General features: G+C 69.2%; 19 protein-coding genes and 1 pseudogene. 14 read left to right on the top strand and 6 right to left on the bottom strand.

Annotated elements, in window-relative coordinates:
- The first annotated feature begins 63 nt into the window (after positions 1-63).
- The 4 genes from OHA11_RS09680 (at position 64) to OHA11_RS09665 (ending at position 6,088) form a co-directional block, all read left to right on the top strand.
- On the top strand, positions 64-1,566 hold the full coding sequence (locus OHA11_RS09680) for a recombinase family protein (RefSeq protein ID WP_266494128.1): 1,503 nt from the start codon (positions 64-66) through the stop codon (positions 1,564-1,566).
- 900 nt (positions 1,567-2,466) lie between these two features.
- Entirely contained in the window at positions 2,467-3,804 is a 1,338-nt protein-coding gene (locus OHA11_RS09675; RefSeq protein ID WP_266494126.1) for an AAA family ATPase, read from the top strand.
- A 413-nt stretch (positions 3,805-4,217) separates the two neighbouring features.
- The gene (locus tag OHA11_RS09670) at positions 4,218-4,442 is read left to right on the top strand and encodes a hypothetical protein (RefSeq protein ID WP_266494124.1); all 225 of its coding nucleotides are present in this window, start codon (positions 4,218-4,220) and stop codon (positions 4,440-4,442) included.
- A gap of 221 nt (positions 4,443-4,663) precedes the next feature.
- Positions 4,664-6,088: a hypothetical protein gene (locus tag OHA11_RS09665; RefSeq protein WP_266494122.1), complete on the top strand. Its 1,425-nt coding sequence runs from the start codon at positions 4,664-4,666 to the stop codon at positions 6,086-6,088.
- Positions 6,089-6,162: 74 nt separating this feature from the next.
- Here the strand turns inward: OHA11_RS09665 and OHA11_RS09660 are convergent, their stop codons facing one another.
- Positions 6,163-7,359 carry a helix-turn-helix transcriptional regulator gene (locus OHA11_RS09660; protein ID WP_266494120.1) on the bottom strand — a complete coding sequence of 399 codons (1,197 nt, stop codon included), beginning with the start codon at positions 7,357-7,359 and terminating at the stop codon, positions 6,163-6,165.
- Between the two features lie 490 nt (positions 7,360-7,849).
- Here OHA11_RS09660 and OHA11_RS09655 point away from each other — a divergent pair, with 490 nt between their 5' ends.
- Positions 7,850-8,059, top strand: coding sequence for a hypothetical protein (locus OHA11_RS09655; RefSeq protein WP_266494117.1), 210 nt, complete (start codon positions 7,850-7,852; stop codon positions 8,057-8,059).
- Positions 8,056-8,328 (top strand): hypothetical protein, encoded by a 273-nt coding sequence (locus OHA11_RS09650; RefSeq protein WP_266494114.1) that lies wholly within the window; start codon positions 8,056-8,058, stop codon positions 8,326-8,328. Before OHA11_RS09655 ends, OHA11_RS09650 begins: the two co-directional genes overlap by 4 nt.
- 323 nt (positions 8,329-8,651) lie before the next feature.
- On the opposite strand, the gene OHA11_RS09645 is transcribed toward OHA11_RS09650, so the two are convergent.
- Positions 8,652-9,332 carry an endonuclease/exonuclease/phosphatase family protein gene (locus OHA11_RS09645; protein ID WP_266494113.1) on the bottom strand — a complete coding sequence of 227 codons (681 nt, stop codon included), beginning with the start codon at positions 9,330-9,332 and terminating at the stop codon, positions 8,652-8,654.
- A 356-nt stretch (positions 9,333-9,688) separates the two neighbouring features.
- Here OHA11_RS09645 and cyc2 point away from each other — a divergent pair, with 356 nt between their 5' ends.
- From cyc2 to OHA11_RS09620, 5 genes are all read left to right on the top strand, one after another.
- Entirely contained in the window at positions 9,689-11,875 is a 2,187-nt protein-coding gene (gene cyc2 / locus OHA11_RS09640; protein WP_266494110.1) for a germacradienol/geosmin synthase Cyc2, read from the top strand.
- 104 nt (positions 11,876-11,979) lie between these two features.
- Positions 11,980-12,759 carry a PDZ domain-containing protein gene (locus OHA11_RS09635; protein ID WP_266494107.1) on the top strand — a complete coding sequence of 260 codons (780 nt, stop codon included), beginning with the start codon at positions 11,980-11,982 and terminating at the stop codon, positions 12,757-12,759.
- 44 nt (positions 12,760-12,803) lie between these two features.
- Complete coding sequence (locus tag OHA11_RS09630; protein ID WP_266494105.1) at positions 12,804-13,430, top strand: LysE family translocator; 627 nt, start codon at positions 12,804-12,806, stop codon at positions 13,428-13,430.
- A gap of 115 nt (positions 13,431-13,545) precedes the next feature.
- Positions 13,546-14,703 (top strand): aminopeptidase P family protein, encoded by a 1,158-nt coding sequence (locus OHA11_RS09625; protein ID WP_266494104.1) that lies wholly within the window; start codon positions 13,546-13,548, stop codon positions 14,701-14,703.
- 45 nt (positions 14,704-14,748) lie between these two features.
- On the top strand, positions 14,749-15,678 hold the full coding sequence (locus OHA11_RS09620; RefSeq protein WP_266494102.1) for an aminoglycoside phosphotransferase family protein: 930 nt from the start codon (positions 14,749-14,751) through the stop codon (positions 15,676-15,678).
- A 72-nt stretch (positions 15,679-15,750) separates the two neighbouring features.
- On the opposite strand, the gene treZ is transcribed toward OHA11_RS09620, so the two are convergent.
- Positions 15,751-17,496, bottom strand: coding sequence for a malto-oligosyltrehalose trehalohydrolase (gene treZ / locus OHA11_RS09615; RefSeq protein ID WP_266494100.1), 1,746 nt, complete (start codon positions 17,494-17,496; stop codon positions 15,751-15,753).
- 192 nt (positions 17,497-17,688) lie between these two features.
- Between treZ and OHA11_RS09610 the strand changes: the two genes are divergently transcribed.
- From OHA11_RS09610 to OHA11_RS09600, 3 genes and pseudogenes are all read left to right on the top strand, one after another.
- Positions 17,689-18,246 (top strand): DUF1707 and FHA domain-containing protein, encoded by a 558-nt coding sequence (locus tag OHA11_RS09610; RefSeq protein ID WP_266494098.1) that lies wholly within the window; start codon positions 17,689-17,691, stop codon positions 18,244-18,246.
- A gap of 273 nt (positions 18,247-18,519) precedes the next feature.
- A pseudogene (locus OHA11_RS09605) lies at positions 18,520-19,933 on the top strand (M14 family zinc carboxypeptidase).
- Positions 19,930-20,382 carry an SSI family serine proteinase inhibitor gene (locus OHA11_RS09600; protein ID WP_266494096.1) on the top strand — a complete coding sequence of 151 codons (453 nt, stop codon included), beginning with the start codon at positions 19,930-19,932 and terminating at the stop codon, positions 20,380-20,382. The pseudogene OHA11_RS09605 and the gene OHA11_RS09600 overlap by 4 nt, the downstream one beginning before the upstream one ends.
- Before the next feature lie 72 nt (positions 20,383-20,454).
- Here OHA11_RS09600 and OHA11_RS09595 read toward each other — a convergent pair whose 3' ends face one another.
- From OHA11_RS09595 to glgX, 3 genes are all read right to left on the bottom strand, one after another.
- Entirely contained in the window at positions 20,455-21,705 is a 1,251-nt protein-coding gene (locus tag OHA11_RS09595) for a M14 family zinc carboxypeptidase (RefSeq protein WP_266494094.1), read from the bottom strand.
- A 182-nt stretch (positions 21,706-21,887) separates the two neighbouring features.
- Positions 21,888-24,440, bottom strand: a complete 2,553-nt coding sequence (treY, locus tag OHA11_RS09590) for a malto-oligosyltrehalose synthase (protein WP_266494091.1) — start codon at positions 24,438-24,440, stop codon at positions 21,888-21,890.
- Between the two features lie 193 nt (positions 24,441-24,633).
- On the bottom strand, positions 24,634-26,760 hold the full coding sequence (gene glgX / locus OHA11_RS09585; RefSeq protein WP_266494089.1) for a glycogen debranching protein GlgX: 2,127 nt from the start codon (positions 26,758-26,760) through the stop codon (positions 24,634-24,636).
- Positions 26,761-26,824 lie beyond the last annotated feature (64 nt).

The raw sequence follows: 26,824 nt of genomic DNA, 5'->3' as shown, positions 1-26,824 counted from the left end.
TCCCCCCGCTCGAGCGAAGGGGACACTTCCTTAAGGGGACCTCTGCGGCGCATGCTGTGAGACATGACGACATCACAGCAGATCACCGGCCGCGAATACCTCCGGGTCAGCAAGAAGAAGGGGCAGAGCTGCGACGAGCAGCACGCCGACAACATCCGCAGCGCTGAGACGCACCGCATCGTGATCAGCGCTGCCCCGTACATCGACGACGGCATATCGGCCAGCAAGTACGGCCGGAAGAAGCGCGGTGACTTCGTGAGGCTGGTCAAGGACCTGAAGACCGGCGCCTTCACCGACGACGTTCTGATCATCTGGGAGTCGTCGCGTGGAAGCCGCAAGGTCTCGGAATGGGCGTCCCTCATCGAGCTGTGCGAGGAACAGGGCAAGCTCATCCATGTGACCAGCCATGGACGCACCTACGACCCCCGCAACGGCCGCGATGTCCGCACCTTGCAGGAAGACGCCGTGGACTCTCAGTACGAGTCGTACAAGGTGCACACCCGCACCGCACGCAATGCCGCCTCGAACGCCGCCGACGGCCGTCCGACCGGCCGCGCCCCCTACGGCTACGTGCCCGTACACGACACCCGCACGGGCAAGCTCGCGGACTGGGTGGCCGACACCACCGAAGCCATTCCGGGACTGAGCAAGGCCGACGTGATCCGCGAACTGTTCCGGCGGATCAAGGCGGGGCACGCCATGGGCGCCATCGCACGTGACTTCAAGGCGCGCGGGATCGTCAACGGCTCGGGGCGCCCGTTCGTGCCGCAGCACCTGCGGAGCATGGTCGTCAAGCCTGCGTATGCCGGTATCCGCTCGCACCACGGGACGGAGCGCCCCGGCACATGGAAGGGGCTTGTGTCAGAGGCCGACTACCGGGCGGTTGTGCGCATGCTCAACACCCGGACGCAGGCACAGAAGCGGCGCCCGGACGGCCGCGCACAGCACGACCTGACCCGGATCATCCGGTGCGGCAAGTGCGGCGGCCCCATGCGCGCCGCACAGGTCAAGGGCGCCCCCTGCTACGAGTGCCGGGAACACGGATGCGTCCGCGTGCCCCGTGCGCGCATTGATGAGTTCCTGATCGGCACCGAGGAGCAGCCGGGCGTGATCCTGGCGTTCCTGGCCGACGAGAGCCGGGTGTATGAGGCGTTTACGGCTGCCCCGGAGGATGAGGCGCGCGCCGAGGAGATCCGCACCGAGAGAGAGCGGCTGGAGGGCGAGCGACGCGAGGCGGAGGGCACGAAGACGGCCACGGTGGGCGAGGCGCTCGCCATGGGCCGACTGGTCGACTCTCTCAGCGAGGACATCGCGCGCCTGCAAGCCGAGGAACAGAAGCTGAGGGCGCCCGCGCAACTCGCCGACATGATCACGCCCGGTAAGGACGTGGCGAAGCGTTGGGCCGCTGCCCCCGTGGCGGCACGGCGTGCCGTCGCGCGCATGGTGCTCGCTCCCTCGGTGCTGGGCGAGGTGCGGATCATGCCGGTTGGTCCGGGGAGCCGCGTAGACCCTGCCGACCGCGCCCACATGCACAAGGCCGACTGCAAGGGCTGTGCGGCCGCGTAACGGCCCACCACCGGCGCCCCTGTCCCTTCCCTGGGACGGGGGCGCTTCGGCGTTCCTGGGACCGTACAAGCGAATTACACGAATGTGCTTTCTTGCCTTGAGATGCCCTGCGGGGTAAAGCTTGAGCTTGCCCCGGTTGCTCACCCTACGGGGCCACGGAGAGAGACCACTCCGATTCAGCAGCGTGAGGACTCCTAAACAGTCCGGGAACCGCCCGGACACCTACCCGGAGTCCTCCTATGCCTATTTCCCCTGACGCTGCCAGGCTGCGCGCCCGCATCGCTGGGCGCAGGCGACAGAACCCTGACGCTGATGTCACCGAAGAACAACGCGAGTTGAGGGCACTTGCCCTTGCAGAGCGCATCAGGCGCGACATCGAAAGCGCCCCGCCCCTCACTCCCGACCAAGTCGAGCGCCTTCGCGCCCTGTTGCCCCCTGTCGAGTAATCCCCTGCGCTCAACAACCCAATAGTTCAGGCCGGGTTTGGAAGAACCGTCGCGCAATGCCGGAAGGCGCGCGGCCAGATTGTCACCGGTACATCCGCTAGGACATGGCGACGCGATGAACCCCCGTATGGGGAAGAGCGTTGGGCGCAGGTAGCGGAGACGCAATTATCAGAAAACTACCTATGGAGTGATGACGTATGCCCGGAAACCCGAAACCCCGAAAGCGTAGGACGCAACGCCCAGTAGCGCCCCGACAGCTGAAGCAATTCGCGGCAAGCTATAAATGCGGTCACTGCCATTCGCGCGTTGGCGGAGTGACACGCGACGGATCAGGCGTCTGGCACATGACCGTCAGCCACGACAATGGATGCCCCGTACTCCGAGGAGTGATCAGCTCTCGGCACGATTCGATCAGGGCAGCGATAGCGGCAGAGGCCCGCAGCGAGGATGCCGAGTGACGATAGAACCTAACGCGCGCCTCGCACTGTGGTGGCTACTCAATCCGGGGACTGTGCCGCTAGAGAGTCTCAGCGATGATGCTCAGCGCATTGTGGCCGCCCTCTCTACCAAACTCCCGGACCCGGATGTCGACGCTAAGACGCTGGCCATTATCGAGGCACACAGGCGGGATGCCGCCGAATACGACAAAGCAAAGGAGATAGCGAGCTATGACCGTGCGAAAGAACGAGCGGCCAAGATTAAGGAGGAGGAATTTTCGGCGGCCCTCGAATCGGAGGAAGGCAGAACCTCACTTGCCGCACGCTTTGCAGCGGACGCACTAAGCGCAGACAGTCTTGACAACATCGATGCCCATGAGCCTTTGATTGCTGAGTTTATCAACCGGGACACCGTGTCTCGCATATTCGGGCCACCTAAAAGCCTCAAGTCATTCATAGCACTGTCCATGGCTGCCGCTATAGGGACGGGTGAGCGATGGTTCGGTTATCGGACCACTGAGATGCCCGTCCTCTATGTCGTCGCCGAGGGGGCGCGAGGCGTAAGGCCACGCGTGCGGGCCTGGGAGCAAATGAACGACCGGAAGATGACAGGGGTCACGTTCTATCCGAGAGCCGTGCAGATCGGCGACGACGACCAGATGCGCGAACTCATCGCGTACGCGAGGCAAGGCGAACACGGCCTGGTCATCTTCGACACGCAAGCGCGCTGCACAGTCGGACACGAGGAAAACAGCAACAGTGAAATGGGAAAGATCGTTGCCCGGCTGGACAAGCTGAGGGAATGGACGAAGGCAGCCGTCATGCTCGTACACCACTCTGGCAACGAGGGTGGGCGAGGTAGGGGCGCAACGGCAATCCTCGCAGCTATCGACTCAGAGTTTGAGGTGAAGCGGGATCGACGCGCCGGCGGAGTCGTCGTTAAAAGCCTCGCCCAGAGAGACATGGTGGAAGCGCCAGACCTCGCCCTAGAAGCTGTAAAGACTGGCGACTCTTTGGCGCTGCGAACGCAGGGCGCGTTTACGGCCGAGACTGTCAGAGTGCAGATAATCGTGACCGGTAAGCAAGCTGAGGCTCTTTGCGCCATCGCTGAGTTCGGAGAGATAGGCGCCTCTCCTACGGGAGTCGCCGAGCACCTGGGCAAGAAAGATGAGCGCGCCAAAATGGCCACACACATGAAGGGACTCATAAGTAAGGCCCTTATCGTGAAGGTCCCTAATACCGGTCGCTATCAGGTGACGTACGAGGGACAGCAGCAGGCGGACGCTCTGGCCGCGAACGCTGCGGCATCGGCGAGAGAAGAAATCGCCGCCCAGCTATCCATAGAGGAGCCTTGATCCCGTAACGACCAGGTAGCTACGAAACAAGATCATGTAATGCTTTCGTAGCTATCGGCCGTAACTACCGTAGCTATCCCGTAGTGCTTTCGTAACTACCTCTGACCAGGCACGTAATGCTTTCGTAGCTATTCCTTGATCGCAAACCTTGATCGTGTAGCTATAGCTGCGGGGGTGTACGTAGTACCCCCGCATAGCTACGCAAGGCGACAGACACAAGGCAGGCACAAGGTGCATCGCAAAGACATGCGCCTGAATCACTGGGCGACCACCGAGCATGGACGGGCGGAACATCGAGCGCGCGGCTTGCAACGCCGCCGTTTTTTAGCAGGCGCGCCCTTTCCAGCCCCACGTCCAACTCGAAAAATAGTCCCCGAGCCCAGATCCCTGGGCGCGATCTTGAAGGAGTTGCCATGGACAAGACCCCTGAGCCCGCAACCGTCCCCGCTCTGCTCCGTGCCTGCCTCACCGGAGACGAGGCAGGCGCCGCAGTGATCGTGGACAACTCCGACCCGCTACCGCTGATATTCGCCTTGGCGGCATGGGCGAATGAGTACGGGATCTCCACCAAGAACGGGTCAGTGGAGAATTGGGATGCGGCACTGGCGGAGGTGCAGAGACAAATGTCCGGCCTTTGATATACCCTGAATACGGTTCCAGACATGGACTGTGCTTTCCGGGCAGATATCCCCGGGGAGCGCAGTCCAGCCGGATTCCCAAGTGCCACGGGCGCCCCTCGCCGGAACGGATGACTTTCGGGTGGGTGGTGAGTCCAGGCTTGTCGGGCAGATGCTCCGACGGCCGACCCCTTGCAGCGGGCACGCGTCCCTTTCCGCGTGTACTGAACCTGGGGGTTCCCATGACTACGCGCACACTTGCCGACCGAATTAGCCAGGTCGAAACAGCGCGCGATAATGCGCGTCGCAGCAAGGACATTGCACAGCAGCAGATCAATGCCATTCTCGACTCCGCGCAGCGTGCTGGCCGCTCCGACCTCACACAGGAGGAGGACCGGGAAGTCACGCGTTTGATGGAAGCGAAAGATGCCTCGGTGATCGAGGCCCGTAACGCTGGGCGCGACCTTGAACAGCTGCGTGCCGTGCAAATCGAAGAGATCGAGTATGGCAAGAGGGCGAATCAGATCACGCCCACGAACGTGCGCAGGCTCGCCTATGACCAGATAATGCGTGTCGGGCGGGAAGAGCGCACCTACCGGCCCGACCACGACCCGAACGGCCGAGCATTTCTGAGTGACATTTCTCGACAGTTCCTCTTCGGTGATCCTGGGGCGCAAGAACGCCTCGCCCGGCACATGGCGGAAGAGCAGACCGAACGCGGGCAGTACCTGAGCCGTGCGGTCGGTACGGGCGCGTTCACGGGTCTTACCGTTCCGCAGTACCTGACCGAACAGTTTGCCCCCGCCACGACCTCTCTACGGCCGTTCGCGGACGCTGCCTGCAATCTTCACCCGCTGCCCGCGCAGGGTATGACCATCGAGCTTTCCCGCATCACCACGTCGTCGAGCGCAGCAATCCAGACATCACAGAACACAGCGGTTTCGGAACAGGACATGGACGACACGCCGCTTTCGATTCCCGTGCAGACTGCGGCCGGCCAGCAGACGGTTTCTCGGCAGGCAATCGAGCGGGGCTCCGGTATCGATGACGTCACCATGCAAGATCTTTTCAACCGGGTGGCAACAACGCTGGATTCGACGCTCCTGAATCAGGCATCGACGGGTCTGACGAACGTTGCTTCGGCCACGGCCTATACCGACGCATCGCCTACGGCTGCCGAGCTGTGGCCGAAGATTCAGGGTGCCGCTTCCACTGTCGAAGCCACGCTGTTGAACATGGGGTACGCCACGCATGCGGTGATGCATTCCCGCCGCTGGAATTGGCTTTCGTCACAGGTCGGCTCCACCTGGCCGTTCGTGTCCACGAGCGGAATGCCGGTCAACTCCGGTGGTCTGACGCTCACCAATGAATACGGGCCGGTGGTTCGTGCCAAGCTTTCTTCCGGCATTCTCGTAGTGATCGACAACAACATTGCCACGAACCTCGGTGGGGGCACCGAGGATGAGATTTACGTGGTGCCGCGCAATGAATGCCATCTCTGGGAAGATCCTGCCGCGCCCATGTTCATTCGCGCGGAACAGCCTGCCGCCGCATCCCTCGGCGTGCTGCTCGTGGCCTATGCGTACTTCGGCTACACATTCCAGCGGTACCCGTCCGGCGCCATGGCAAAGGTGGGCGGAACGGGGTTGGTGACACCGACGTTCTAGGCCTGTTCGGCCATGAATAGGCCCCGGTATCTCCTCGCTTCTGCGGGGCGGATACCGGGGCCTATTCTGCATTTCTAGGCTGCGTCGTCTAGGATTTCACGCACTTCTGGGACGTCGCGGTATTCCTCAAGCCTGTGTAGAACTACCTTTACGCGCTCCGCCGTGCGCTCGCTCGCGACGTCTGCGGAAAGGCTGATGACGCGCTTTGCCGTTGCTGCCGCTTCCTCAGGCTCATTGGCGTCTGCCAGAGCTACGGCAAGCCACGAGAGGTACAGAGCAAGCTCTCTCGTGTGCGTAGCGTCGTATTGGGCTAGGACTTCCCGCAACAACGGCACCGCGCGCAGGGGGCGTTTCAGCTCCGTATAGACGCGCGATTCCATGACGTCCAACTCGCCTGCATTGACCCAATAGAGATACTGGGGCGATCCTGTCGCCTCGCTATCTTCGGCAAGGGCTGCGGACGCCTCACTCAGGGCACGCATTGCAGGCTGTGCCTCATTGGCCTTTGTGTGCGCCCAGGCGACACGGTCAAGATAGAGCGCCCGCGCTTTCCTGGGCGCATCCTTGCCTGCCGTTTCTAGGGCTGCCTGGGCGAGTAGAACGCCGTCCCCTGTATGGCCCGTATTGCTGTATTGGTAGGCAAGTGATCCGGCCAGATGGCCAACTAGGGCTCTATCTCCTGCCTGTTGGGCAGCACTTATGCCCAGTCTGTAAATGCGTTCCGCTTCCTCATGGAGCCCCGCATCACTGGCAATCCATCCCGCGATCTGCGCCAATTCGCCAATCTGGGAGAGCAGTGCGCGCCCGATTTCCTCCGTGTGGCTTCCCTCGCGGTACAGCTTTACGGCAGATTTCAGCTCTCTCTTTGCGGGGCGGATAAGGTCGCCACCGGCTAGAACGTCATCGGCGAGGCGCAGCCCGTGAACGCGCCCGGCTAGGTCGGTCACATCACCCGCGCCAATGCGCCGCCCGTGCCTGACTTTCAATGGCGCCAACGGGTCGTTATCCGGCAGGAAATCGGTAATGCTGGCCCGGTTGACCGTTTCGACGGCAGGAGTGTCGAGCGGGTTTCCACTCGCTAGAGTGACCAGTTCACCTTTGGCGCCTAGTAAATCGTCCAGGGCTTTAGCCAGTTGAACGGATGGCGACTGCTTTCCGTTCAGTACTCGGCTTAGGTAAGCGATGTCGTAACGCGCGGCTTTCGCAGCAGCGCGCATGCTCAAACTGCGTTCCGCGAGTAGCTCGCGCACGCGTTGGCGGAAATCATCCATCGGCGTTCCCTGGGCAGGGGTGTTGACTCGGCGTTCCTCGCGTCCAGCGTATCCGTCAACACCTAGTCAACACAGGTCAACTCCCCAACCGGCTCACCAAATCAGTTGAGTGGACAGACGCAAGACCCCCGCAACCGTGCGACCGGTCCGGGGGCATGGACCACCTGAGGAGCAGGCAGCCAATGAACTACCTATCACACGCACTCGAATGGGTGAGAGCGGCCCTGTTCGGACCGCGCAGCCCAGGCAGGCACAGCCGACCGGCTACGCCGCCCGCAGCTCCCCGTGACCGGTTCTCCCCGGACGTCCACGGCGCGCGGCTCGTCGTGGCGCGCAGGACGCGCAGGGAACGGCACACCCCACCTGTGCAACCGTGCGCACCGTGGGAACACACGGGCGCACTCGTCCGCCCCTATGTGGCAGCGCTGGGCGAAGCGCCCAGGACTGCCCGGACAGGCGCCCAGGGCGCCCCTTGGGGGAATGCCCAGTGATGACCATCGCTGTGTACCGGATCGACCCCCAGACAGGTGCCCGGACCCTCGTACGCGCTGAGCACACCGTGACGCCGTCGAACGTGCCGGATCTCTCCAGCGGATACCCGCCGTGCGCGTGCCCGCGCCACAAGGGCAGTGACGAGCGCGCGAACAGGCTCCGCGCTCTGCTGGCCGACGTAAACCGCCGTAGCAGGGGGGAACTGTGACCCGTTCGATCATCAGGGCCGCTGAGTGGACACTCGGGGCGGAAACCGGCGAGGGCGCCCCGCAGGGCATCTACTCCGCCGAGTGCATCACATGCGGTGCCCAAGCGCAGCCAACTGACAATGAGCGGTTGCCTGTTGAGGTCTGGGCGTTGAAACACACGGGCCTGAATCCGACGCATCGTCAGTTCAAGGCCATGGTGGAAACCTTCTGGCGCGTCACGCCCGCCGAAGGCAACCCGTACCGGGAACTCGACGCCCAGGGCGCCTAGCACCACCCCCGAAGGCTGCCGCTCCGGGGCCCTGCGAGGGGCAAGGGCAGCACGCATGACCCCCGTACCGATCCCCCAGTCAGGTACGGGCAACGCCCCCAACTACGCTGCGCGCGCGGCTAGTTGGGGGCGTCTTGTTGCCTGCGTTGATCACGCCGAACAGTCACGGTCCGGTCACGGTTTCTGGCCCCATGGAGTGCCCGGAAGCAGCCGTTTCCGCTGGTCACAGCTAGGTTCCCCTTTGACTGCGTCTCCAAGCCGAGAGTGGGGGAGGGTAGGGGCGGCGGGGGCGAAAAAGGCCCGGCGGGGGCGAAAGGCCCGGCTCAGCCCAGCCGCACGTCCTGCCACACCATCCGATGGTCCGACGTCGGCACCACCGTCCCGTTGCCGACAAGCCGGTACAACGGATCCTCGGGCGTCGGCCAGAAGACACCGTTGCCCGCAGGGATCAGCCTCCGGGACGGAATGACATGGTCGACCCGGAGATTGCCCGGCGCGGTGTCACCGAAGTCCGCCGTGTCGTACGCCGGGTTCCCGACATGCGAGGCATTGGCACCCCCCTGAAGCCGGGACGCCTCCACGCCTCCGCGAGAGGATGGCGGCACGGCAGGCTCCCGCACAGCCGGGTGGTCGAGCAACTGCCGCACCGCGTTGTCGTAACTGTCCCCGTCGAACGGATCCGCGTTCAGGTCACCCGCGATCACGAACCGGGCCCCGGGCCGCAGCCCACCCCGTACACCCCGGTCGTCGTACAGGTACGCACCACGACGCCGCCCGCCGATGTAGTCGGCCCACAGCCGGATCTCGTCGTGGTTGCGGCGTCCGTTGCGGTCCTCGGGCCCGTCGAAGGTGGGCGGAGTGGGATGCGAGACGAGGAAGTGCACGGTGGAGGACGAGCCGTGGCCGAGGCGGACCGGCAGGTCCCAGTGGCTCTTCGAGGACAGCCGCAGGATCGCCCTCGCCTCCGCGCTGTAGTACCCCTCCGGCATGACGTTGCCAGCCATCCGAGGACTCGCGGACGGCGGTGAAGCGGGGCTGTCGGACGGCCGACACCAGGGTGTACGCGTCAGTACGCAAGGGCGCCGGTACGCAGGGGCGCTGGTAGGCGGGGGCGCCGGTAGGCAAGGGCGCCGCCCGGTACGCCGGTACGGAAGGGCCGCCCGTGTGCAGGGGCCGCCGGGATGCCTCGCCGCCGGAATCCTCAGCCGGGACGTGCATCCGGAATCCTCGGCCGGGACGCGCATCCGCGAGACAGCACACCTTTCCCCGAAGTCAGCACCCTGACTCATCGGTTCACGCGATGGTGCGATCATGTGCGGCCGTACGGATGCCCGTGGAGAGGCGCGGGTAGGGCCGGGCCATGACGCAGCCGTTCGAACTCCCGCACTTCTACATGCCGTACCCCGCGCGGCTGAACCCGCATCTCGACGAGGCGCGCGCCCACTCGACCGAGTGGGCGCGCGGGATGGGCATGCTGGAAGGCTCGGGCATCTGGGAGCAGGCCGACCTCGACGCGCACGACTACGGCCTGCTGTGCGCGTACACGCATCCGGAATGCGACGGGCCCGCGCTCTCCCTCATCACCGACTGGTACGTGTGGGTCTTCTTCTTCGACGACCACTTCCTGGAGACCTTCAAGCGCAGCCAGGACCGCTCCGGCGGCAAGGCCTACCTGGACCGTCTCCCGCTCTTCATGCCGCTCGATCTCTCAACTCCCGTGCCGGAGCCGCGGAATCCCGTCGAGGCCGGACTCGCCGACCTGTGGGCGCGCACGGTTCCCTCGATGTCCCTGGGCTGGCGCAAGCGGTTCGCCGAGTCCACCGAGCATCTGCTCAACGAGTCGATGTGGGAGCTGTCCAACATCAACGAGGGGCGGATCGCCAACCCCGTCGAGTACATCGAGATGCGCCGCAAGGTCGGCGGCGCCCCCTGGTCGTCGGGGCTCGTGGAGTACGCGACCGCCGAGGTCCCCGAACCCGTCGCCGGTACCCGGCCGCTGCGCGTGCTCATGGAGACGTTCTCCGACGCGGTGCACCTGCGCAACGACCTCTTCTCCTACCAGCGTGAGGTCGAGGACGAGGGCGAGCTGAGCAACGGCGTGCTCGTCCTGGAGACCTTCTTCGGCTGCACCACCCAGCAGGCCGCCGACACGGTCAACGACGTCCTCACCTCACGGCTGCACCAGTTCGAGCACACGGCGCTCACCGAAGTGCCCGCGCTGGCCCTGGACAAGGGCCTCACCCCGGACGAGGTCCGCGCCGTCGCCGCGTACACCCAGGGGCTCCAGGACTGGCAGTCGGGCGGCCACGAATGGCACCTGCGGTCGAGCCGCTACATGAACGAGGGGGCTCGCGCGACCTCACCCCTGAGCGGCCTCACCGGTCCCGGCACCTCCGCCGCCGACGTCGGGGCACTGCTCGCCGCCGCCGGTGCCGAGCGGCTGCGCGCGTACACCCATGTGCCGTACCAGAAGGTGGGACCGTCCCAACTCCCCGATTTCTACATGCCGTTCCAGGTCCGGCTCAACGCCGATCTGGACGGGGCACGGCGGCGCATCATTCCGTGGTCGCACAGCATGGGCATCCTGTCGGAGGGCGTCTGGGACGAGGACAAGCTCGTCGCCTACGACCTGCCGCTGTGCTCGGCGGGCCTCGATCCCGACGGTACGCCGGAGGCCCTGGACCTCAGCGCGCAGTGGCTCGTGTGGGGGACGTACGGCGACGACTACTACCCGATGGTGTTCGGGCACCGGCGTGACGTGGCCGCGGCGAAGCTGTGCACCGAGCGGCTGTCCGCCTGTATGCCCATCGAGGGCGATGAGATCCCGCCGCCGGCCAACGCGATGGAGCGGGCCCTCGCCGACCTGTGGCGGCGTACGACGGTCGCGATGACGCCGGAGGCGCGCCGCACCTTCCGGGCCTCGGTGGACGTGATGACCGAGAGCTGGGTGTGGGAGCTGGTCAACCAGTCTCAGAACCGCATCCCCGACCCCGTCGACTACCTGGAGATGCGCCGCGCCACCTTCGGCTCCGACCTCACCAAGAGTCTGTGCCGCCTGGGCCACGGCCCGAAGGTGCCTCCCGAGGTCTACCGCAGCGGTGCCGTCCGCTCGCTGGAGAACGCCGCGATCGACTACGGGATGCTCATCAACGACGTCTTCTCCTACCAGAAGGAGATCGAGTACGAGGGGGAGGTGCACAACTTGATCCTCGTTGTGCAGAACTTCTTCGGCTGCGACTACCCGAGGGCACTCGGCGTCGTCCACGACCTGATGACCCAGCGCATGAAGCAGTTCCAGCATGTAGCCGCCAACGAGTTCCCTGTCCTCTACGAGGACTTCCAGCTCTCCGACGAGGCGCGCGAGATCATGGACGGCTATGTGGTCGAGCTGCAGAACTGGATGGCCGGCATCCTGAAGTGGCATCAGGACTGCCACCGTTACGGGGCCGCCGACCTGGCCCGCCGCGCCCACGGCTTCGTACCGGGGCAGCTCCCGGGCCTGCCGGTCGTCACCAGTCGGCAGCGGGCGTCGATCGGCGCCCTCTGACAGACAGGGTCGGACGGGCCCGTCGAGCGGGAAGGAAACGCATCACCCGTTCGAGGATCGTCGGGCGCCGCTGCGGAGGGTAGAGCTCTGGCCGGAGGCGATCCATGGAACAGACCGCGTTGCGTCCCAAGCCGATGCCGGGCCGGGGGCCGAGTGACGGCCACCCGTCCGGAACATCCGGAACATCCGGAACATCCGGAACGGTCCGTCGCCCGCACGCCGCACGGCGGCGCGGGCGACGGCTCATGACCCTGTTGTTCAGCCTGTTCGTCGGGGCGGTCCTCGTGCTGTCGGGGATCGGCCTCGGCACCGTGGGCGCCACGGTGATCGGGCTGAGCAAGCTCGCCGACCTGCGGAACCAGGCGACGGAATCGGGTGGCTCGCCGAGGGCGTCCGGCCCGGGGCGGGGGTCGGCACAGGCACCGGGCGGTGCCGAGTCGGCCTCGGACAGATCCAAGCAGGCCTGGGGCAGCTCCAAGCCGTCCTCGGGCAGCTCCAAGCAGGCCTCCGGCAGCTCCAAGTCGTCGTCGGGCGGCTCCGACTCGGCCCCGGGCGCGGGGAGTCCCGCCTCCCCGAAGGATCCGTCCGGGGCGCCGCGGAACGGCTCGCACGATGACCGGCCCACCCTGGGGGTGGAGGCCGTCGACGCCGCCAACGGCCCGGGCGCGCTCCTCGTCGGCGTGCACGTCCCCGGCCCCGGGTACACCGCCGGTCTCGTACGGGGTGACGTCCTGCTCGTCTTCGGCAGGAACCGTGTCGACTCGGCAGCCGATCTCGCTCGGGCCGTCGCCGCCGCGCGCCCCGGCACCGCGGTCACGCTCACGCTGCGGCACGCGAGCGGCGGCTACCAGCAGCTTTCCGTGACCCCTGGCGTCATCACCTGACAAATGTCTTGGCCGCGCCCCCTCCTACGGGCCACGATGGCCTCATGTTGAGCACCCTTCTCGCCTTCCTCGGCGCCTGCACACTGATCGCCGCCTCGCCCGGGCCGAGCACCGTGCTGATCATCAAGCGGTCGCTGCACAGCAGGCGCTCCGGACTCCTCACGGTCCTGGGCAACGAGACCGGTGTCTTCGTGTGGGGCGCCGTCGCCGCGTTCGGCCTGACCGGACTGCTCGCCGCCTCCGAGGTGGCGTACGACGTGATGCGCTACGTGGGAGCCGTCGTGCTTGTGGTCTTCGGAGTGCAGGCGCTGTGGCAGGCCCGCCGCGCCAGGGGCGCCGCGGACGACGGCGTGGGCCAGGACACCGTCGTGAAGAGCGGCTGGGCCTCCTACCGGACCGGGCTGCTGATCAACCTCGCCAACCCCAAGGCGGCGATCTTCGCGATGTCCTTCCTCCCGCAGTTCGTGCCGGAGGGCGCCCCGCACCTGCCCACCATGCTGAGCCTCGCCGCCCTCTGGGCGGTCTACGAGTGCGGCTACTACAGCCTGTACGTCTGGTTCGTCGGCCGTATGAGGACCGTGCTGTCCCGGGTCGGCGTGCGGCGCAGGCTGGAGCAGGTCTCCGGAGGCGTACTGCTACTCCTCGGCGCACGCCTCGCCCTGGAGGGCTGATGTCGCGACGCGATGTCGCGACGCCTGGCCGAAAAGTCGCGGTGACCGGCTCGCGCCGCCCCCGCTGTCCGGGCAGGATGCTGCCCGTAGCCCCTTTTGACCCACGGAGGCCCGGATGACCGCCACGCCCGCGCCCTTCACCGCCGACGACTACCGGGCCCGGATGGAGCGCGCCGCGCGGGCCGCCGCCGACGCGGGGCTGGCCGGGGTACTGATCGCGCCCGGACCCGACCTCGTATGGCTCACCGGCTACGCGCCGCCCGCGGCCACCGAGCGGCTCACCCTGCTGGTGCTCGCCGCCGGACAGGACCCCGTACTCGTCGTGCCCACCCTGGAGGCCCCGGACGCCGAGAAGGCGGCGGGCGCGCCCGCGCTGACCCTTCGCGACTGGACCGACGGCAAGGACCCGTACGCGACGACGGCCCCGCTCCTCGACACTTCAGGCCTCCCTCACAGCCTCAACGGCGTGGGAAGTGCCCCCATCGGGGTCAGCGACAACGCCTGGGCGTTGCATCTGCTGGGCCTCCAGAAGGCGCTGCCCGGCACCTCGTACGTCTCCCTCACCGAGGGACTGCCGATGCTTCGGGCCGTCAAGGACGCGGCGGAACTGGAGCGGCTGGCGGCGGCGGGAGAGGCCGCGGACGCGACGTACGAGGAGATCCTCAAGGTGTCCTTCGCCGGTCGCCGCGAGTCGGAGATCGCCGGCGACCTCGCCGACCTGCTGCGGCGGTTCGGGCACTCCCAGGTCGATTTCACGGTCGTCGGCTCGGGGCCGAACGGCGCCAGCCCGCACCACGAGGCGGGCGAACGCGTCATCGAGCACGGCGACACGATCGTCCTCGACTTCGGCGGACTGAGGCACGGCTACGGCTCCGACACCTCCCGTACGGTGCACGTCGGCGAGCCGAGTGCCGAGGAACTACGGGTCCACGACGTCGTCCGCGAGGCCCAGGAGGCGGCGGTCCAGGCCGTCCGGCCCGGTATCGCCTGTCAGGACGTCGACCGGGTGGCCCGCGCGCACATCACCGAGGCCGGGTACGGCGACCGCTTCATCCATCGCACCGGGCACGGCATCGGCGTCACCACTCACGAGCCGCCCTACATGATCGAGGGCGAGGAACAGCCGCTCGTGCCCGGGATGTGCTTCTCCGTAGAGCCCGGAATCTATCTGCCGGGCCGTTTCGGCGTACGCATAGAGGACATCGTGACGGTCACCGAGGACGGCGGACGCCGCCTCAACAACACCTCCCGAGAGATGGCCGTCGTGCACTGACCACCCCTCAGGAGACCCCGGACCCGAACGGCAGACGGCGCGACCATGACCCAGGCAGCGACACCCACCGCGGACACCGTGCGACGTCTTGTCCGTTCCCTGCTCCCGGACAGCGACGGGCCCCGGATCACGCCCGTCGCCGACGGCGGCGAGCACTCGACGTGGTTCGTGGGCACACGCCACGTACTGCGACTCGCCCCGGACCGTGAGGCCTCCCAGCGGCAGCGGCGCGAACTGCGGCTGCGCGACCTGGTGCGCCCCCACATCGGGGTCGCCGTCCCGGTGAGCATCGCGCACGGCGAGTGGGCGAGCGGTCTGGCGTACACGCTCGACACGCTGATCCCGGGCGGCTCCGGCGAGCGGCAGGACGTCTCCGCCGTGGGCGAGGCCGACCTGGCGGGACTGCTCACGGGACTGCGCGAGGTGCCGGTGCGCCAGGCCGAGGTCCTCGGCGTACCCCGGGCCGCGCCCCGGTCCCTCGAATCGCTCCGGACCGCCGCCGAGCGGGCCGCCGAACGGCTCGCCGCCGACGACGAGTTCGACCCCGTCCGGCTCCACCAGCTGACCGCGCCCGCGGCCGTCCAGCTCGCCGCGCAGCCCGGCACCGCCTTCCTCGTCCACCACGACCTCAAGGGCGAGCACCTCGTGGTCAGCGCCGACGGGCGGGTACGCGGAGTCCTCGACTGGACCGACGCCGTGATCGGTGACCCCGCCGAGGACATCGCGGGCCTCGCCCTCGCCGTCGGCGCCCCCGCGGCCGTCCGCGCGGCCACCCTCGCCGGCTACGGCGCCCGCCCCTGTCTGCGCGGCCTGTGGCTGGCCCGCTGTGACACCCTGACGCGCCTCGCCGACCGCCTCCAGCACCACGACAACAGCCTCTTGCCGCTGCTCCGTTCCCAACTCCGGCGCTCCTGGGAGGCGATCCTGCTGGAACGGGTCACGGAACTACGGGACGAGACGGACGAGCCGCTGTAGGACGGCGGGTGGACGGTGGGCCGGGGGTGACGGGTGGGCGTAAACGTTTACGCAAGCGTTTACGCCCACCCGTCACCCCTGCAGAAGCACCACACACGACTCGCCCGGCAGGCTCAGCACCCCGTCCGCCCCCGGCACCTCCACCGGCTCCCACGCCGCCAGCACGCGCGCGGGACGGGTGCCGAGGGGGATCTCCGCGGGCTCCTTGCCGAGGTTCACGGCCACCCGGACGTCGCCGCGGCGGAAGGCGAGCCAGCGGGCGGCCTCGTCGTAGGCGACCTTGACGTCCGCGAGGTCGGGGTCGGAGAGGTCCGGCTGGGCGTGCCGGAGGGCGATCAGTTCGCGGTACCAGTCGAGCACGCGCGCGTGGAGCCCGTTCTCCGGCTCGGACCAGTCCAGGCAGGAGCGGTCACGGGTGGCGGGGTCCTGCGGGTCGGGGACGTCCTCCTCGGCCCACCCGTGCGCCGCGAACTCCCGCCGCCTGCCCCGGCGTACGGCCTCCGCGAGCTCGGGATCCGTGTGGTCCGTGAAGAACTGCCAGGGCGTGCCCGCCGCCCACTCCTCGCCCATGAACAGCATCGGCGTGAACGGTCCGGTCAGCGTCAGCGCGGCCGCGCAGGCCAGCAGGCCGGGGGAGAGGGCGGCCGAGAGCCGGTCGCCCTGGGCGCGGTTGCCGATCTGGTCGTGGGTCTGCGCGTAGCCCAGGAGGCGGTGTGCGGAGATCCGCGTGAGGTCCAGCGGGCGGCCGTGACGGCGGCCGCGGAAGCTGGAGTACGTGCCGTCGTGGAAGAAGCCCGCCGTCAGCGTCTTGGCGACGGACGCGAGCGGGGCCCGGGCGAAGTCCGCGTAGTAGCCCTGCGCCTCACCGGTCAGCGCGGTGTGCAGCGCGTGGTGGAAGTCGTCGTTCCACTGGGCGTGCAGTCCGAGCCCGTGCTCCTTGCGGGGCGTGATGAGCCGGGGGTCGGCCAGGTCCGACTCGGCGACGAGGAACAGCGGCCGGTCCAGTTCGCCGGCGAGTGCGTCCACGGCGGCCGACAGCTCCTCCAGGAAGTGGCACGCGCGCGTGTCGCGCAGCGCGTGCACGGCGTCCAGCCGCAGTCCGTCGAACCGGTAGTCGCGCAGCCATGCCAGTGCGCTGCCCAGCAGGAAGGCACGCACCTCGTCCGAACCGGGTGCGTCCAGGTTCACGGCCGCGCCCCAGGGGGTGTGGTGCGTCTGGGTGAAGTACGGCCCGAAGGCGGGCAGATAGTTGCCGGACGGCCCCAGGTGGTTGTGCACGACGTCCAGGACGACACCGAGCCCCAGCTCGTGCGCCCGGTCGACGAAGCGCTTCAGGGCCTGGGGACCGCCGTACGGCTCGTGCACGGCCCACAGCGACACGCCCTCGTACCCCCAGCCGTGCCGCCCCGGGAACGGGCACAGCGGCATCAACTCGACGTGGGTCACGCCCAGTTCCACCAGATGCCCGAGCCGCTCGGCCGCCGCGTCCAGGGTGCCCTCGCGGGTGTACGTGCCCACGTGCAGCTCGTACAGCACGGCGCCCGGCAGCCCGCGTCCGGGCCACTCGGCGCGCCACGCGTACCGCTCGTGGTCGACGACCGCGCTCAGCCCGTCGGGCCCGTCCGGCTGTCGGCGTGAGCGCGGGTCGGGCAGCACCGGGCCGTCGTCCACCGCGAACCCGTACCGGGTGCCGTCCTGTGCCTCGGCCTCCCCCTTCCACCACCCCACGCGCTCCGGATCGGGCTCCAACGCGCGCGTGGTGTCCGCGCAGTGGAGTGTCATGCGATCGGCCTCTGGTGCCCACACCTCGAACTGCACGGACGGTTCTCCTTCGTCTGCCCACCGTGACGTCGCCGGTCCCATGGTGCGTCAAACGAGATCAATTCACCTTCGAATCCTCCCGATCGAACGACTCGAAAGGACCGAACCTGACGTAGGCACTCCTCTGGAGTGCTGCTGGAGTGCTGCGTTTTCTGGACACTCCGGCCGTGCTGCCAGACAATCGGCTCCGTGACGTCGTCCTCGGAGTTCCACACCTATCCCGCTCCCGCGCGGTTGTCGGACGCCGAGCGGGACAGGGCGCTGAGGGTGCTGCGGGAGGGCGCCGCCCAGGGCAGGCTCTCGCACGACACGTTCGTGCAGCGGATGGAACTCGCGTTCGCCGCCCGCACCTCGGACGAGCTCGCCGCGCTCATCGCCGACCTGCACACGGAGAGCCGTTGGGCTCAGCTGCTCTTCGGTACGGTCGAGGCGGTCTCCGGCTTCACCGTACGGCTGCGCAGGGCGTGGCAGGCCGAGCGGCTTCCCAAGCTGCTGCTGCCCCGGCCGGACAGCCCGTATCCGCTGCGCATAGGCCGTGACCCGGCCAGCGGTCTGAGGCTCAGCCACGAGACGGTGTCCCGGGTGCACGCCGAACTCACCCGCCAGGGCGGCATGTGGGTGCTGCGCGACCTCGGTTCCACCAACGGCACGTCCGTGAACGGGCGGCGCGTGATCAGCGCCGCCGTCGTCCAGGTCGGCGACCAGGTCAGCTTCGGGCGCATGACGTTCCGGCTCGCGGCGGCCTAGGGCACGCGCGAGCCGCGTACGCACAGCCGCCCGCCCGCCCGCCCGCCCGCCCGCGCGCCCGCCTTTCCGCCTTCGCGTCGGCCCGTCCGCCTTCGCGCCCCGCTCGTGCGCCCGCGCCGTACGGACGGAACCGCAGCCTCCGCGGACGGCCATTCGGGATGTGAACGTCCTGCCGGGTGCAGCGGTGTTGACGTACCCCCGCAGTCGTGACTCACTGTGCGTACACCTGCACAGCAAGTGAAACAACGGCCCTTCTCAGCGGAGGTAAAGACCCTGCCGCAACTCCTCCGCTACCTGTCCGTCGACGAGCTGGGCGTCCGGGCGGCCGCGCTCGTCGACCGCTGTCCGCGGGACGCCCGGCTGCGCCAAGTGGGCACGTCGCGGGCCGGACTGCCCATGTCGCTGCTGTCCGTCGGACACGGCAGCCGCCAGGCCCTCGTCGTCGCGGGCCCCCACGCCAACGAGCCGGTGGGCGGCGCCACCGTGCTGCGGCTGGCCGAACGGGCCCTGGCCGACCCCCGGTTGTGCGACGGCGCCGACGTGACCTGGAACCTGCTGCTGTGCCTCGACCCCGACGGCTCCCGCCGTAACGAGGGCTGGCTGCCCGGCCCGTACACACTCGGCCACTACTTCCGGAACTTCTTCCGGCCCGGCTTCCTCGAACAGCCCGAGTGGCTGCCCGACGGCGCCGAGGGGGCCGTCCTGCCGGAGACCCGTACCCTGCTCGCCCTCCAGGACGAACTGCGGCCCTTTTTCCAGTGCTCCCTGCACGGCGTCGACGTGGGCGGCGGCTTCGTCGAGCTGACACGCGACCTGCCCGGACTCGCGCCCCGCCTCGCGCACATCGCGGGTCGCCTGGGCATCCCGCTGGAACTCGGGCCGTACGACACGCTGTACTGGCCCACCCTCGGGCCCGCCGTCTACCGCATCCCGCCCCCGCGCCGCGGCGACCTGGCCGCGGCCATCACGGAGGCGGCGGTCGAGTCGACCTGGTTCCACCCGCACCCCTACGGCACGGTGACCGCGGTCGTCGAGGCGCCCATGTGGGGCGTGGCGGCCGTGGGGGACGGCTCGGTGCCCGCGGACACCGACGGGGCCCTGCGGGCCGTCAGCCGCACGCTGCGGCGCGAGACGGCCCTTCTGGAGGGGCTGCTGGCCCGGATCCGCCCCTGTCTGGACACGGCTCCGGACACGGACCGGCTCCTCGCTCCGGTCGACGACTATTTACTGGTCGGCCCCGGCCTCGCCGCCTCCTGGGACCCCGACACCGGTCCGGACACCGACGCGGAGGGCGGCGCGCGCCCGCTGCCGCCGCTCAACACGGCCCGGCTGACCGCGCTGCGCATCTCCGCGCGGCGGATAGCGCTGCGCACGGCGGGGCTGCTGCACCAGCTGGTGACCGCCGCCGGGCACGACCCGTCCGGTGCGACGGCGGACCTCGACCGGCTCATCGACGAGTGGTGCGCGGACTACCACGACGGCCACGGGGCACGCTGGATCCCGGTCGCGCGGCAGGTCGAGTACCAGGCGCGGGTGGTGCTCGCCGCGTTCGACCTGGCGCGGTGTCAGGCACCCCTGCCGTCGCCCGGCGCGCGTCCGCTCGGCCCCTCCCCGATGAGGGCCGAAGTACCGTTCGAGTGAGTCGGGGTGGGCCTCGGGGCCTCGTGTGCCGATGCACAGGCCATGACGAACACTCACAAAGCCACGGCGGCCGTACGGACCTGTCTGCTCGCCGCCTGTGCTCTCCTCGTGGCGGGTTCGGTACCGGCCCGGGCGGCGGCGCCCCCGGAGTCGCTCGCGGGCAACTGGCTCTACGTCACGGTCACCCGCGGCGACATCCGCGCCGGCGACACCGACAGCGACACCGGCTCCGGTGACACGCGCGGCGCGCTGCTGTTGTGCGACCCGCCCCAGGGCCACGCGCACGCGGTACGGGCCTGCGGGGAACTCCGGGCCGCGGGCGGTGCCATCGGCCGCATCCCGCCCACGGGCGTCCACTGCCCGATGATCTACGCGCCGGTGACCGCCTCCGCGCGCGGCGAATGGGGTGGCCGCGCGGTCACGCACACGGAGACGTACGCCAACTCCTGTGTGCTGGCGGCGCGGACAGGGGCGGTTTTCGCCCTGTCGAACTGAGCCGCATGAAGTGAGCGGCCGGGCACGCGCGCGTGCCGACAGGAACAGAAACGGCCCCCACGCGCGCGTGCCTCAAGCCGCCCGGTCCCTGGCGTGCCGTGCCGCCGCCACCACCGTGCGGCTCTGATGCTCGACCTGGTGCTCCAACGGCACCCAGCGTGCCCGGAAGCGCTCGGCGAAGGCCTCGCTCCAGGATGCGACCAGGTACTCCAGATGGGGCGCGGCGCGGTCGTCGGCCTCCTGGAGGACCCGCAGGAGCATTGCCGCGGCCCGCAGCGGGAGCCGTCGGCCGAACGCGTCGACGCTGCCGACGTACGCCATCGTCGTGTCCGCGGGCGGCGTCTGCGCCCAGTCGTCCGCCAGTCCCGGCACCAGCGCCAGCGCCCACTTGGCGGCGCGCAGCAGCGGACCGTCCGGCCCGCGAAGGCGCGGCAGCGCCTCGGCGAGAACCTTCTCGACCTGGACCGCGTCCTGAAGGAGGCGACGCGCGAGTCGTCGCATCGCCGCCGCGGGGGCCGGATGCGGCGCGGGGTCGTCGACCAGGTCGCTCGCCCACATCGGTACCTCGACGACCGCGGTCAGACCGCCGTACCGGTGGGCGTGGTACCAGGTGCTGTGCCGGGCGTCGTCCGGCATGCTCGGGTACGCCAGGTCCGAGCCCCGGTCGGGCATCACATGCACACCCGGCCCGGAGGCAGGCCAGCCGGCGGCGTCCGAAGCGCCCGTCTCCACCGGGATGTTCAGCTCCGCCGCGGACTTGGCGAACGGTTCGGCGAGGCCCGGTATGTCCTTCGTCAACTGCACCCAGCTGCCGCCCAGATCCGTCCCGTGGAGGGTCGCCTGGAGGTAGGGGCGGAGTTCGTCGATGACTCCGGTGAGGGCGCGTGTCTCGGGCGGCAGCCGGTCGGGCGGCAGCACGGACGGCGACCACTCGGGCTGTTCGGGGCCCGCCGGGCGGAAGAAGCCGAGGTGGTAGTCGAGCAGCGTGCGCGGCGCCGGTGTCACATGGAGGCTGGCGCCGTCCGGGTCCGCGCAGAGCAGGAAGTGCCAGGAGGTGTCGGCCCGCAACCGCCGGTCGCGCAGCACCCGTTCGGCCAGCGACAGGAGAGTGGAGCCGCCCGTGGGTTCGTTGGCGTGGGCGCCCGCGACGACCAGCACCGAGCGCGCGGCGTGGCCCAGGGAGAGCAGTTGCAGGGGCCGGCCGGCGCGTGAGGAGCCGATCTGTCTGAGGGAACTCAGGCCCGGCCGATGGGCCGCCAGCGCCCGGGCCGAAGAGACGAGTTCGGTCACACTGGGGTAGCGCAGCTCCGGCAGGAGACTCACCCCCGATTAGGTCCGCCCGACGTCGCAATCCGCAGTACTCCACGGACCGGGTGAACTGTCAAGGATGTGAAGGGGCGGCTCCGGGGAGCGCCCGGCAGCATTACCGGTAGCCGGGGGCATTTCGCCCCCGCACGCCCGGTGCGGCCCGAGCCCCGCCGCGGGGCGCCGCCGGTCAGCCACAATCAGCCAATCTCCCCGGAGCCGGAGCCGGAGCCGGAGCCGGAGCCGGAGCCGGAGCCGGAACCGGAACCGGAACCGGAGCCGTCGCTGGAGTCAGGGTCGGAGTCCGCGCCGTCGCCGGCGCCGTCGCTGAAGTCGGAGCCCGAGTTGGTGCTCGGGCCGGAGCCCGCGTCGTCGCCGACCCGCTCCAGCAGCACCACGGGCAGCGCTTCGAAAAGCTCCTCCACGCGCGCGTGCCCCGTGAACTCCCGTCCCGGAGCGAGCGGATCGGCCCACCGCCCCGCGGGCAGCGGCAGCACCGTGTCGCGCCAGCCGCCCGCTTCCTCCAGGCGCAGCGACAGCCGGGTGACGGCCGTGACGACCTCTCCGGAGCGTACGAACGCCACACAGTGCGCGGCGCCCGGGCCCTCCGCGAGGAGCGGCGTGTAGGCCGCCGCCTCGCCGAAGACGGCGGGCCGCCGGCGGCGCAGCCGCAGCGCGCCCGCGGTGAGCGCGGCCTTCTCGGCGGACAGACCGTCCGGGTCGACCGGCGGGAAGTCCGCGGGGCGCCGGTTGTCCGGGTCCACCAGAGCCCGGTACTCGACCTCCGTGCCCTGGTAGAGGTCCGGCACGCCCGGCATCGTCAGATGGACCAGCGCGGCCCCCAGGACGTTCGTGCGCACATGAGGCTCGACGGAGTTCCGGAACCCGGCCACGAGTTGGCCGGGTGTCCCGCACGGCCCCGCCTTCAGGAACGCCGCCACGGCGGCCTCGTACGCGGGATCCTGTTCGGTCCACGAGGTGCCGAGGCCGGCTTCCCGGACGTGCTTCAGCAGTGCGCCCTGGAGCCGCTCCCCGGGCGCGGGGCCGAGCCCGACCACGGTCTGCCAGGCGGCCCACGCCACCTGCGGGTCCGGCGCGCCCACCCCTTCGGCCGCCGTCCACCCGGTCACCTCGGCCAGCAGGTCGGCCCAGCGCGACGGGACCTGTGTGAGCACCGAGATCGCCGCCCGTACGTCGGCGCTGCGCTTCGTGTCGTGCGTGGACAGGGCGGTGCCGGTGGCGGGCCAGTCGCGCTGCACGCGCGCGCAGTACGCGTGGAAGACCTCCGGGGACACGGCCGGGGACCCCGGTTCGCCGCCCACCTCGGTCGCCGACAGCAGCGGAACGTACCGGTAGAACGCCGTGTCCTCCACGGACTTGGCCCGCAGCGCCGACGCGGTCTGCGCGAACCGCGCCCGGAACGCCTCGTGTTCGGGCCCGTCGCCGACCCGGCCCAGCACGAGGTCCCGTACGAGATCGACCGCCTGGGCCTCCTCGGGTACCTGGAAGGCCTGGCGTGCCTCGTCCGCGGCCTCCTCGGTGACGACCGACGCGGCGTCCCCTGAGGTGTACGGCCGGTAGACCTCCATACGGACCAGGAGCTCCCGCAGCGCGGTGCGCAGGGCCCAGGGTGCGCGGTCGCGCGTCGCGGGGTCCGGCGAGGCGCGGCACAGGCGGTCCGCCTCGCGCGTGAGCCGGTCGACCTCGGCGGCCAGCTCGTGATGGACCACCTTGTACGCGGCCCGCCGCACCGTGGCCTCCCAGACGCCCCCACGGTCGGCCTGAGGGGCCGCGAACCGCCGGTACTGGCCGAGGAGTTCCCCCGCGCCCGCCGGGTCCGTGAAAAGGCCGTCCACGTGCCGCAGCGCGTCGTATCCGGTGGTGCCCGCGACCGGCCACGCGGCGGGCAGCGGTTCGCCGTCCGCGAGGATCTTCTCGACGACCGTCCAGCGCCCGCCCGTCGCCTCGTGGAGACGGCGGAGATACGCGTCGGGGTCGGCGAGGCCGTCCGGGTGGTCGATCCGCAGCCCGTCCACCACGCCCTCGTCCAGCAGCTCCAGGATCTTCCCGTGCGTGGCCGCGAACACCTCCGGGTCCTCGACCCGCACCCCGATGAGCTCCGAGATGCTGAAGAACCGCCGGTAGTTGAGCTCGGTGCGGGCCAGCCGCCACCACGCCAGCCGGTACCACTGCGCGTCCAGCAGCCGGGGCAGCGGCAGCTTCTCCGTGCCGGCCCGCAGCGGGAACGCGTGGTCGTAGTAGCGCAGGACGTCCCCGTCGACCTCCAGGGCGCCGATCTCCGCGCCGAGGGCCTGCCCCAGCACCGGCAGCAGCACCCGCCCGTCCTGGGCCCGCCAGTCGATGTCGAACCAGCGCGCGTACGGCGAGTCCGGGCCCTCGCGCAGCACCTCCCACAGGGCGTGGTTGTGGCGCGGGGCCATCGCCATGTGGTTCGGCACGATGTCCACCACGAGCCCCAGACCGTGCTCCCGCGCGGTGCGCGACAGGGACCGCAGCCCCGTCTCGCCGCCGAGTTCGTCCCGCACGCGCGCGTGGTCCACGACGTCGTAACCGTGCTCCGAACCCGGAACCGCCTCCAGGACCGGCGACAGATGCAGATGCGAGACGCCGAGCGAGGCCAGATACGGGACGGCCGCCTCGGCCGCCCCGAAGGGGAACTCCGGTTGCAGCTGGAGCCGGTATGTGGCGGTCGGCGCGACGGGGGCGACCGGGGCGGGACGCTCAGGTGTCATGGGAACCTACGTACCCGCCTGGCGGCTGTTTGTGCCATCGACACGCTTGCGCTCCGCGTCTCGCTCCGCGGGGAGCGCCGTTTGAAGCTGCGGGTTCGCTGTGGCTTGTCGCGCCCACGCGGCGGAGCCGCATATGGACACAGCCCCGCGCCCCTGACGGGGCGCGGGGTGCCACCGGAGCTTGCCTGTCCACCTACGCCGGGCGCTGCAGCACCATCATGCTTCGGTCCACCAAGGACAGGCGGTCGCCCGCCTGGACCTTCGCGCCTGTGCCGGGTTCCAGGCCGGACGGGCGGGCCGTGTCGACCACCACCTGCCACTGGCGGCCGTGGTTGACCGGTACCACGAACTCCGTCGTCTTCGGAGAGGCGTTGAACATCAGCAGGAACGAGTCGTCGCCGATGTGCTCACCGCGCGGTCCCGGTTCCGAGATCGCGTTGCCGTTGAGGAACACCGACAGCGCCCGCGCCTGTGTGGAGTCCCAGTCGCGCTGGGTCATCTCGTCCCCCGCCGGGGTGAACCACGCGATGTCCGACAGCTCGTCGTGGGTGCCCTCCACGGGCCGGCCGTGGAAGAACCGGCGCCGCCGGAACACCGGATGGTCGCGGCGCAGCCACACCATCGCGCGTGTGAACTCCAGCAGCTCGGCCGTGTTCTCGGGGTTCTCGGTGTGCTCGGGCCACGGCACCCAGGACAGCTCGTTGTCCTGGCAGTACGCGTTGTTGTTGCCGCCCTGTGTGCGCCCGAACTCGTCGCCGTGACTCAGCATCGGCACGCCCTGGGAGAGCATCAGCGTCGCGGTGAAGTTCCGCATCTGCCGCGCCCGCAGCTCCAGGACCTCCGGGTCGTCGGTGTCGCCCTCGGCCCCGCAGTTCCACGACCGGTTGTGGCTCTCGCCGTCGCGGTTGTCCTCGCCGTTCGCCGCGTTGTGCTTCTCGTTGTACGACACCAGGTCGTGCAGCGTGAAGCCGTCGTGGCAGGTGACGAAGTTGATGGAGGCGAGGGGGCGCCGCCCGTCATCCTGGTAGAGGTCCGACGAGCCCGTCAGCCGGGACGCGAACTCCGCGAGCGTCCGCGGCTCGCCCCGCCACATGTCCCGTACGGTGTCGCGGTACTTTCCGTTCCACTCGGTCCACAGGGGCGGGAAGTTGCCCACCTGGTAGCCGCCCTCGCCGACGTCCCAGGGCTCGGCGATCAGCTTCACCTGGGAGACCACCGGATCCTGCTGCACCAGGTCGAAGAACGACGACAGCCGGTCCACCTCGTGGAACTGCCGGGCCAGCGTCGCCGCCAGGTCGAAGCGGAACCCGTCGACGTGCATCTCGGTGACCCAGTAGCGCAGCGAGTCCATGATCAGCTGGAGGACGTGCGGGGAGCGCATGAGCAGTGAGTTGCCCGTCCCCGTGGTGTCCATGTAGTAGCGGGGATCGTCCGTCAGCCGGTAGTACGAGGCGTTGTCCAGGCCCCTGAAGGAGAGCGTCGGGCCGAGGTGGTTGCCCTCGGCGGTGTGGTTGTAGACCACGTCGAGGATGACCTCGATACCGGCCTCGTGCAGCGCCCGTACGGCCGACTTGAACTCCAGGACCTGCTGCCCGCGGTCGCCCCAGGAGGCGTACGCGTTGTGCGGGGCGAAGAAGCCGATGGTGTTGTAGCCCCAGTAGTTGTTGAGGCCCATGTCGACCAGGCGGTGGTCGTTCACGAACTGGTGTACGGGCATCAGTTCCAGGGCGGTGACGCCCAGTGCGGTCAGGTGTTCGATGATGGCGGGGTGGGCGAGTGCCGCGTACGTGCCGCGCAGTTCGTCCGGCAGTCCCGGGTGCCGCATCGTCAGGCCCTTCACATGGGCCTCGTACAGGAGCGTGTGGTGGTACTCGGTGCGCGGGCGCCGGTCGTCGCCCCAGTCGAAGTACGGGTTGACCACCACGGAGCTCATGGTGCGGGGTGCCGAGTCCAGGTCGTTGCGCTTGCCCGGCGACCCGAAGTGGTAGCCGTACACCTCCTCGCCCCATTCGATGCCGCCGCTTATGGCCTTCGCGTAGGGGTCGAGCAGCAGCTTCGCTGAGTTGCAGCGCTGCCCGCGCTCCGGCGCGTACGGACCGTGCACACGGAAGCCGTACCGCTGGCCCGGCATGACGCCGGGCAGGTACGCGTGCCGTACGAACGCGTCGGTCTCGCGCAGCTCTATCGCCGTCTCGGAGCCGTCGTCGTGCAGCAGACACAGCTCGATCCGGTCCGCGGCCTCCGAGAAGACCGCGAAGTTCGTGCCGGCGCCGTCGTACGTGGCACCGAGTGGGTACGCCTGTCCAGGCCAGACCTGCATGGATGCAACTCTTCCAGTTGTGCGACGCCCCCGGGGGCGACTCCCGCCCGAGTCTCCCCGAAAG

It is taken from the genome of Streptomyces sp. NBC_00878 (genome assembly GCF_026341515.1).
GTDB lineage: Bacteria > Actinomycetota > Actinomycetes > Streptomycetales > Streptomycetaceae > Streptomyces.
This window is presented reverse-complemented; position numbering and strand designations above follow the sequence as displayed.

What these genes read in the sequence shown, in the direction of transcription:
- OHA11_RS09645 (WP_266494113.1), bottom strand. Translation starts at nt 9,332, where the DNA reads ATGGCTGGCAACGTCATGCCGGAGGGGTACTACAGCGCGGAGGCGAGG.
- OHA11_RS09625 (WP_266494104.1), top strand. Translation starts at nt 13,546, where the DNA reads ATGACCGCCACGCCCGCGCCCTTCACCGCCGACGACTACCGGGCCCGG.
- glgX (WP_266494089.1), bottom strand. Translation starts at nt 26,760, where the DNA reads ATGCAGGTCTGGCCTGGACAGGCGTACCCACTCGGTGCCACGTACGAC.
- OHA11_RS09620 (WP_266494102.1), top strand. Translation starts at nt 14,749, where the DNA reads ATGACCCAGGCAGCGACACCCACCGCGGACACCGTGCGACGTCTTGTC.
- OHA11_RS09660 (WP_266494120.1), bottom strand. Translation starts at nt 7,359, where the DNA reads ATGGATGATTTCCGCCAACGCGTGCGCGAGCTACTCGCGGAACGCAGT.
- cyc2 (WP_266494110.1), top strand. Translation starts at nt 9,689, where the DNA reads ATGACGCAGCCGTTCGAACTCCCGCACTTCTACATGCCGTACCCCGCG.
- OHA11_RS09655 (WP_266494117.1), top strand. Translation starts at nt 7,850, where the DNA reads ATGACCATCGCTGTGTACCGGATCGACCCCCAGACAGGTGCCCGGACC.
- OHA11_RS09670 (WP_266494124.1), top strand. Translation starts at nt 4,218, where the DNA reads ATGGACAAGACCCCTGAGCCCGCAACCGTCCCCGCTCTGCTCCGTGCC.
- OHA11_RS09600 (WP_266494096.1), top strand. Translation starts at nt 19,930, where the DNA reads ATGACGAACACTCACAAAGCCACGGCGGCCGTACGGACCTGTCTGCTC.
- treY (WP_266494091.1), bottom strand. Translation starts at nt 24,440, where the DNA reads ATGACACCTGAGCGTCCCGCCCCGGTCGCCCCCGTCGCGCCGACCGCC.
- OHA11_RS09630 (WP_266494105.1), top strand. Translation starts at nt 12,804, where the DNA reads ATGTTGAGCACCCTTCTCGCCTTCCTCGGCGCCTGCACACTGATCGCC.
- OHA11_RS09635 (WP_266494107.1), top strand. Translation starts at nt 11,980, where the DNA reads ATGGAACAGACCGCGTTGCGTCCCAAGCCGATGCCGGGCCGGGGGCCG.
- OHA11_RS09680 (WP_266494128.1), top strand. Translation starts at nt 64, where the DNA reads ATGACGACATCACAGCAGATCACCGGCCGCGAATACCTCCGGGTCAGC.
- OHA11_RS09665 (WP_266494122.1), top strand. Translation starts at nt 4,664, where the DNA reads ATGACTACGCGCACACTTGCCGACCGAATTAGCCAGGTCGAAACAGCG.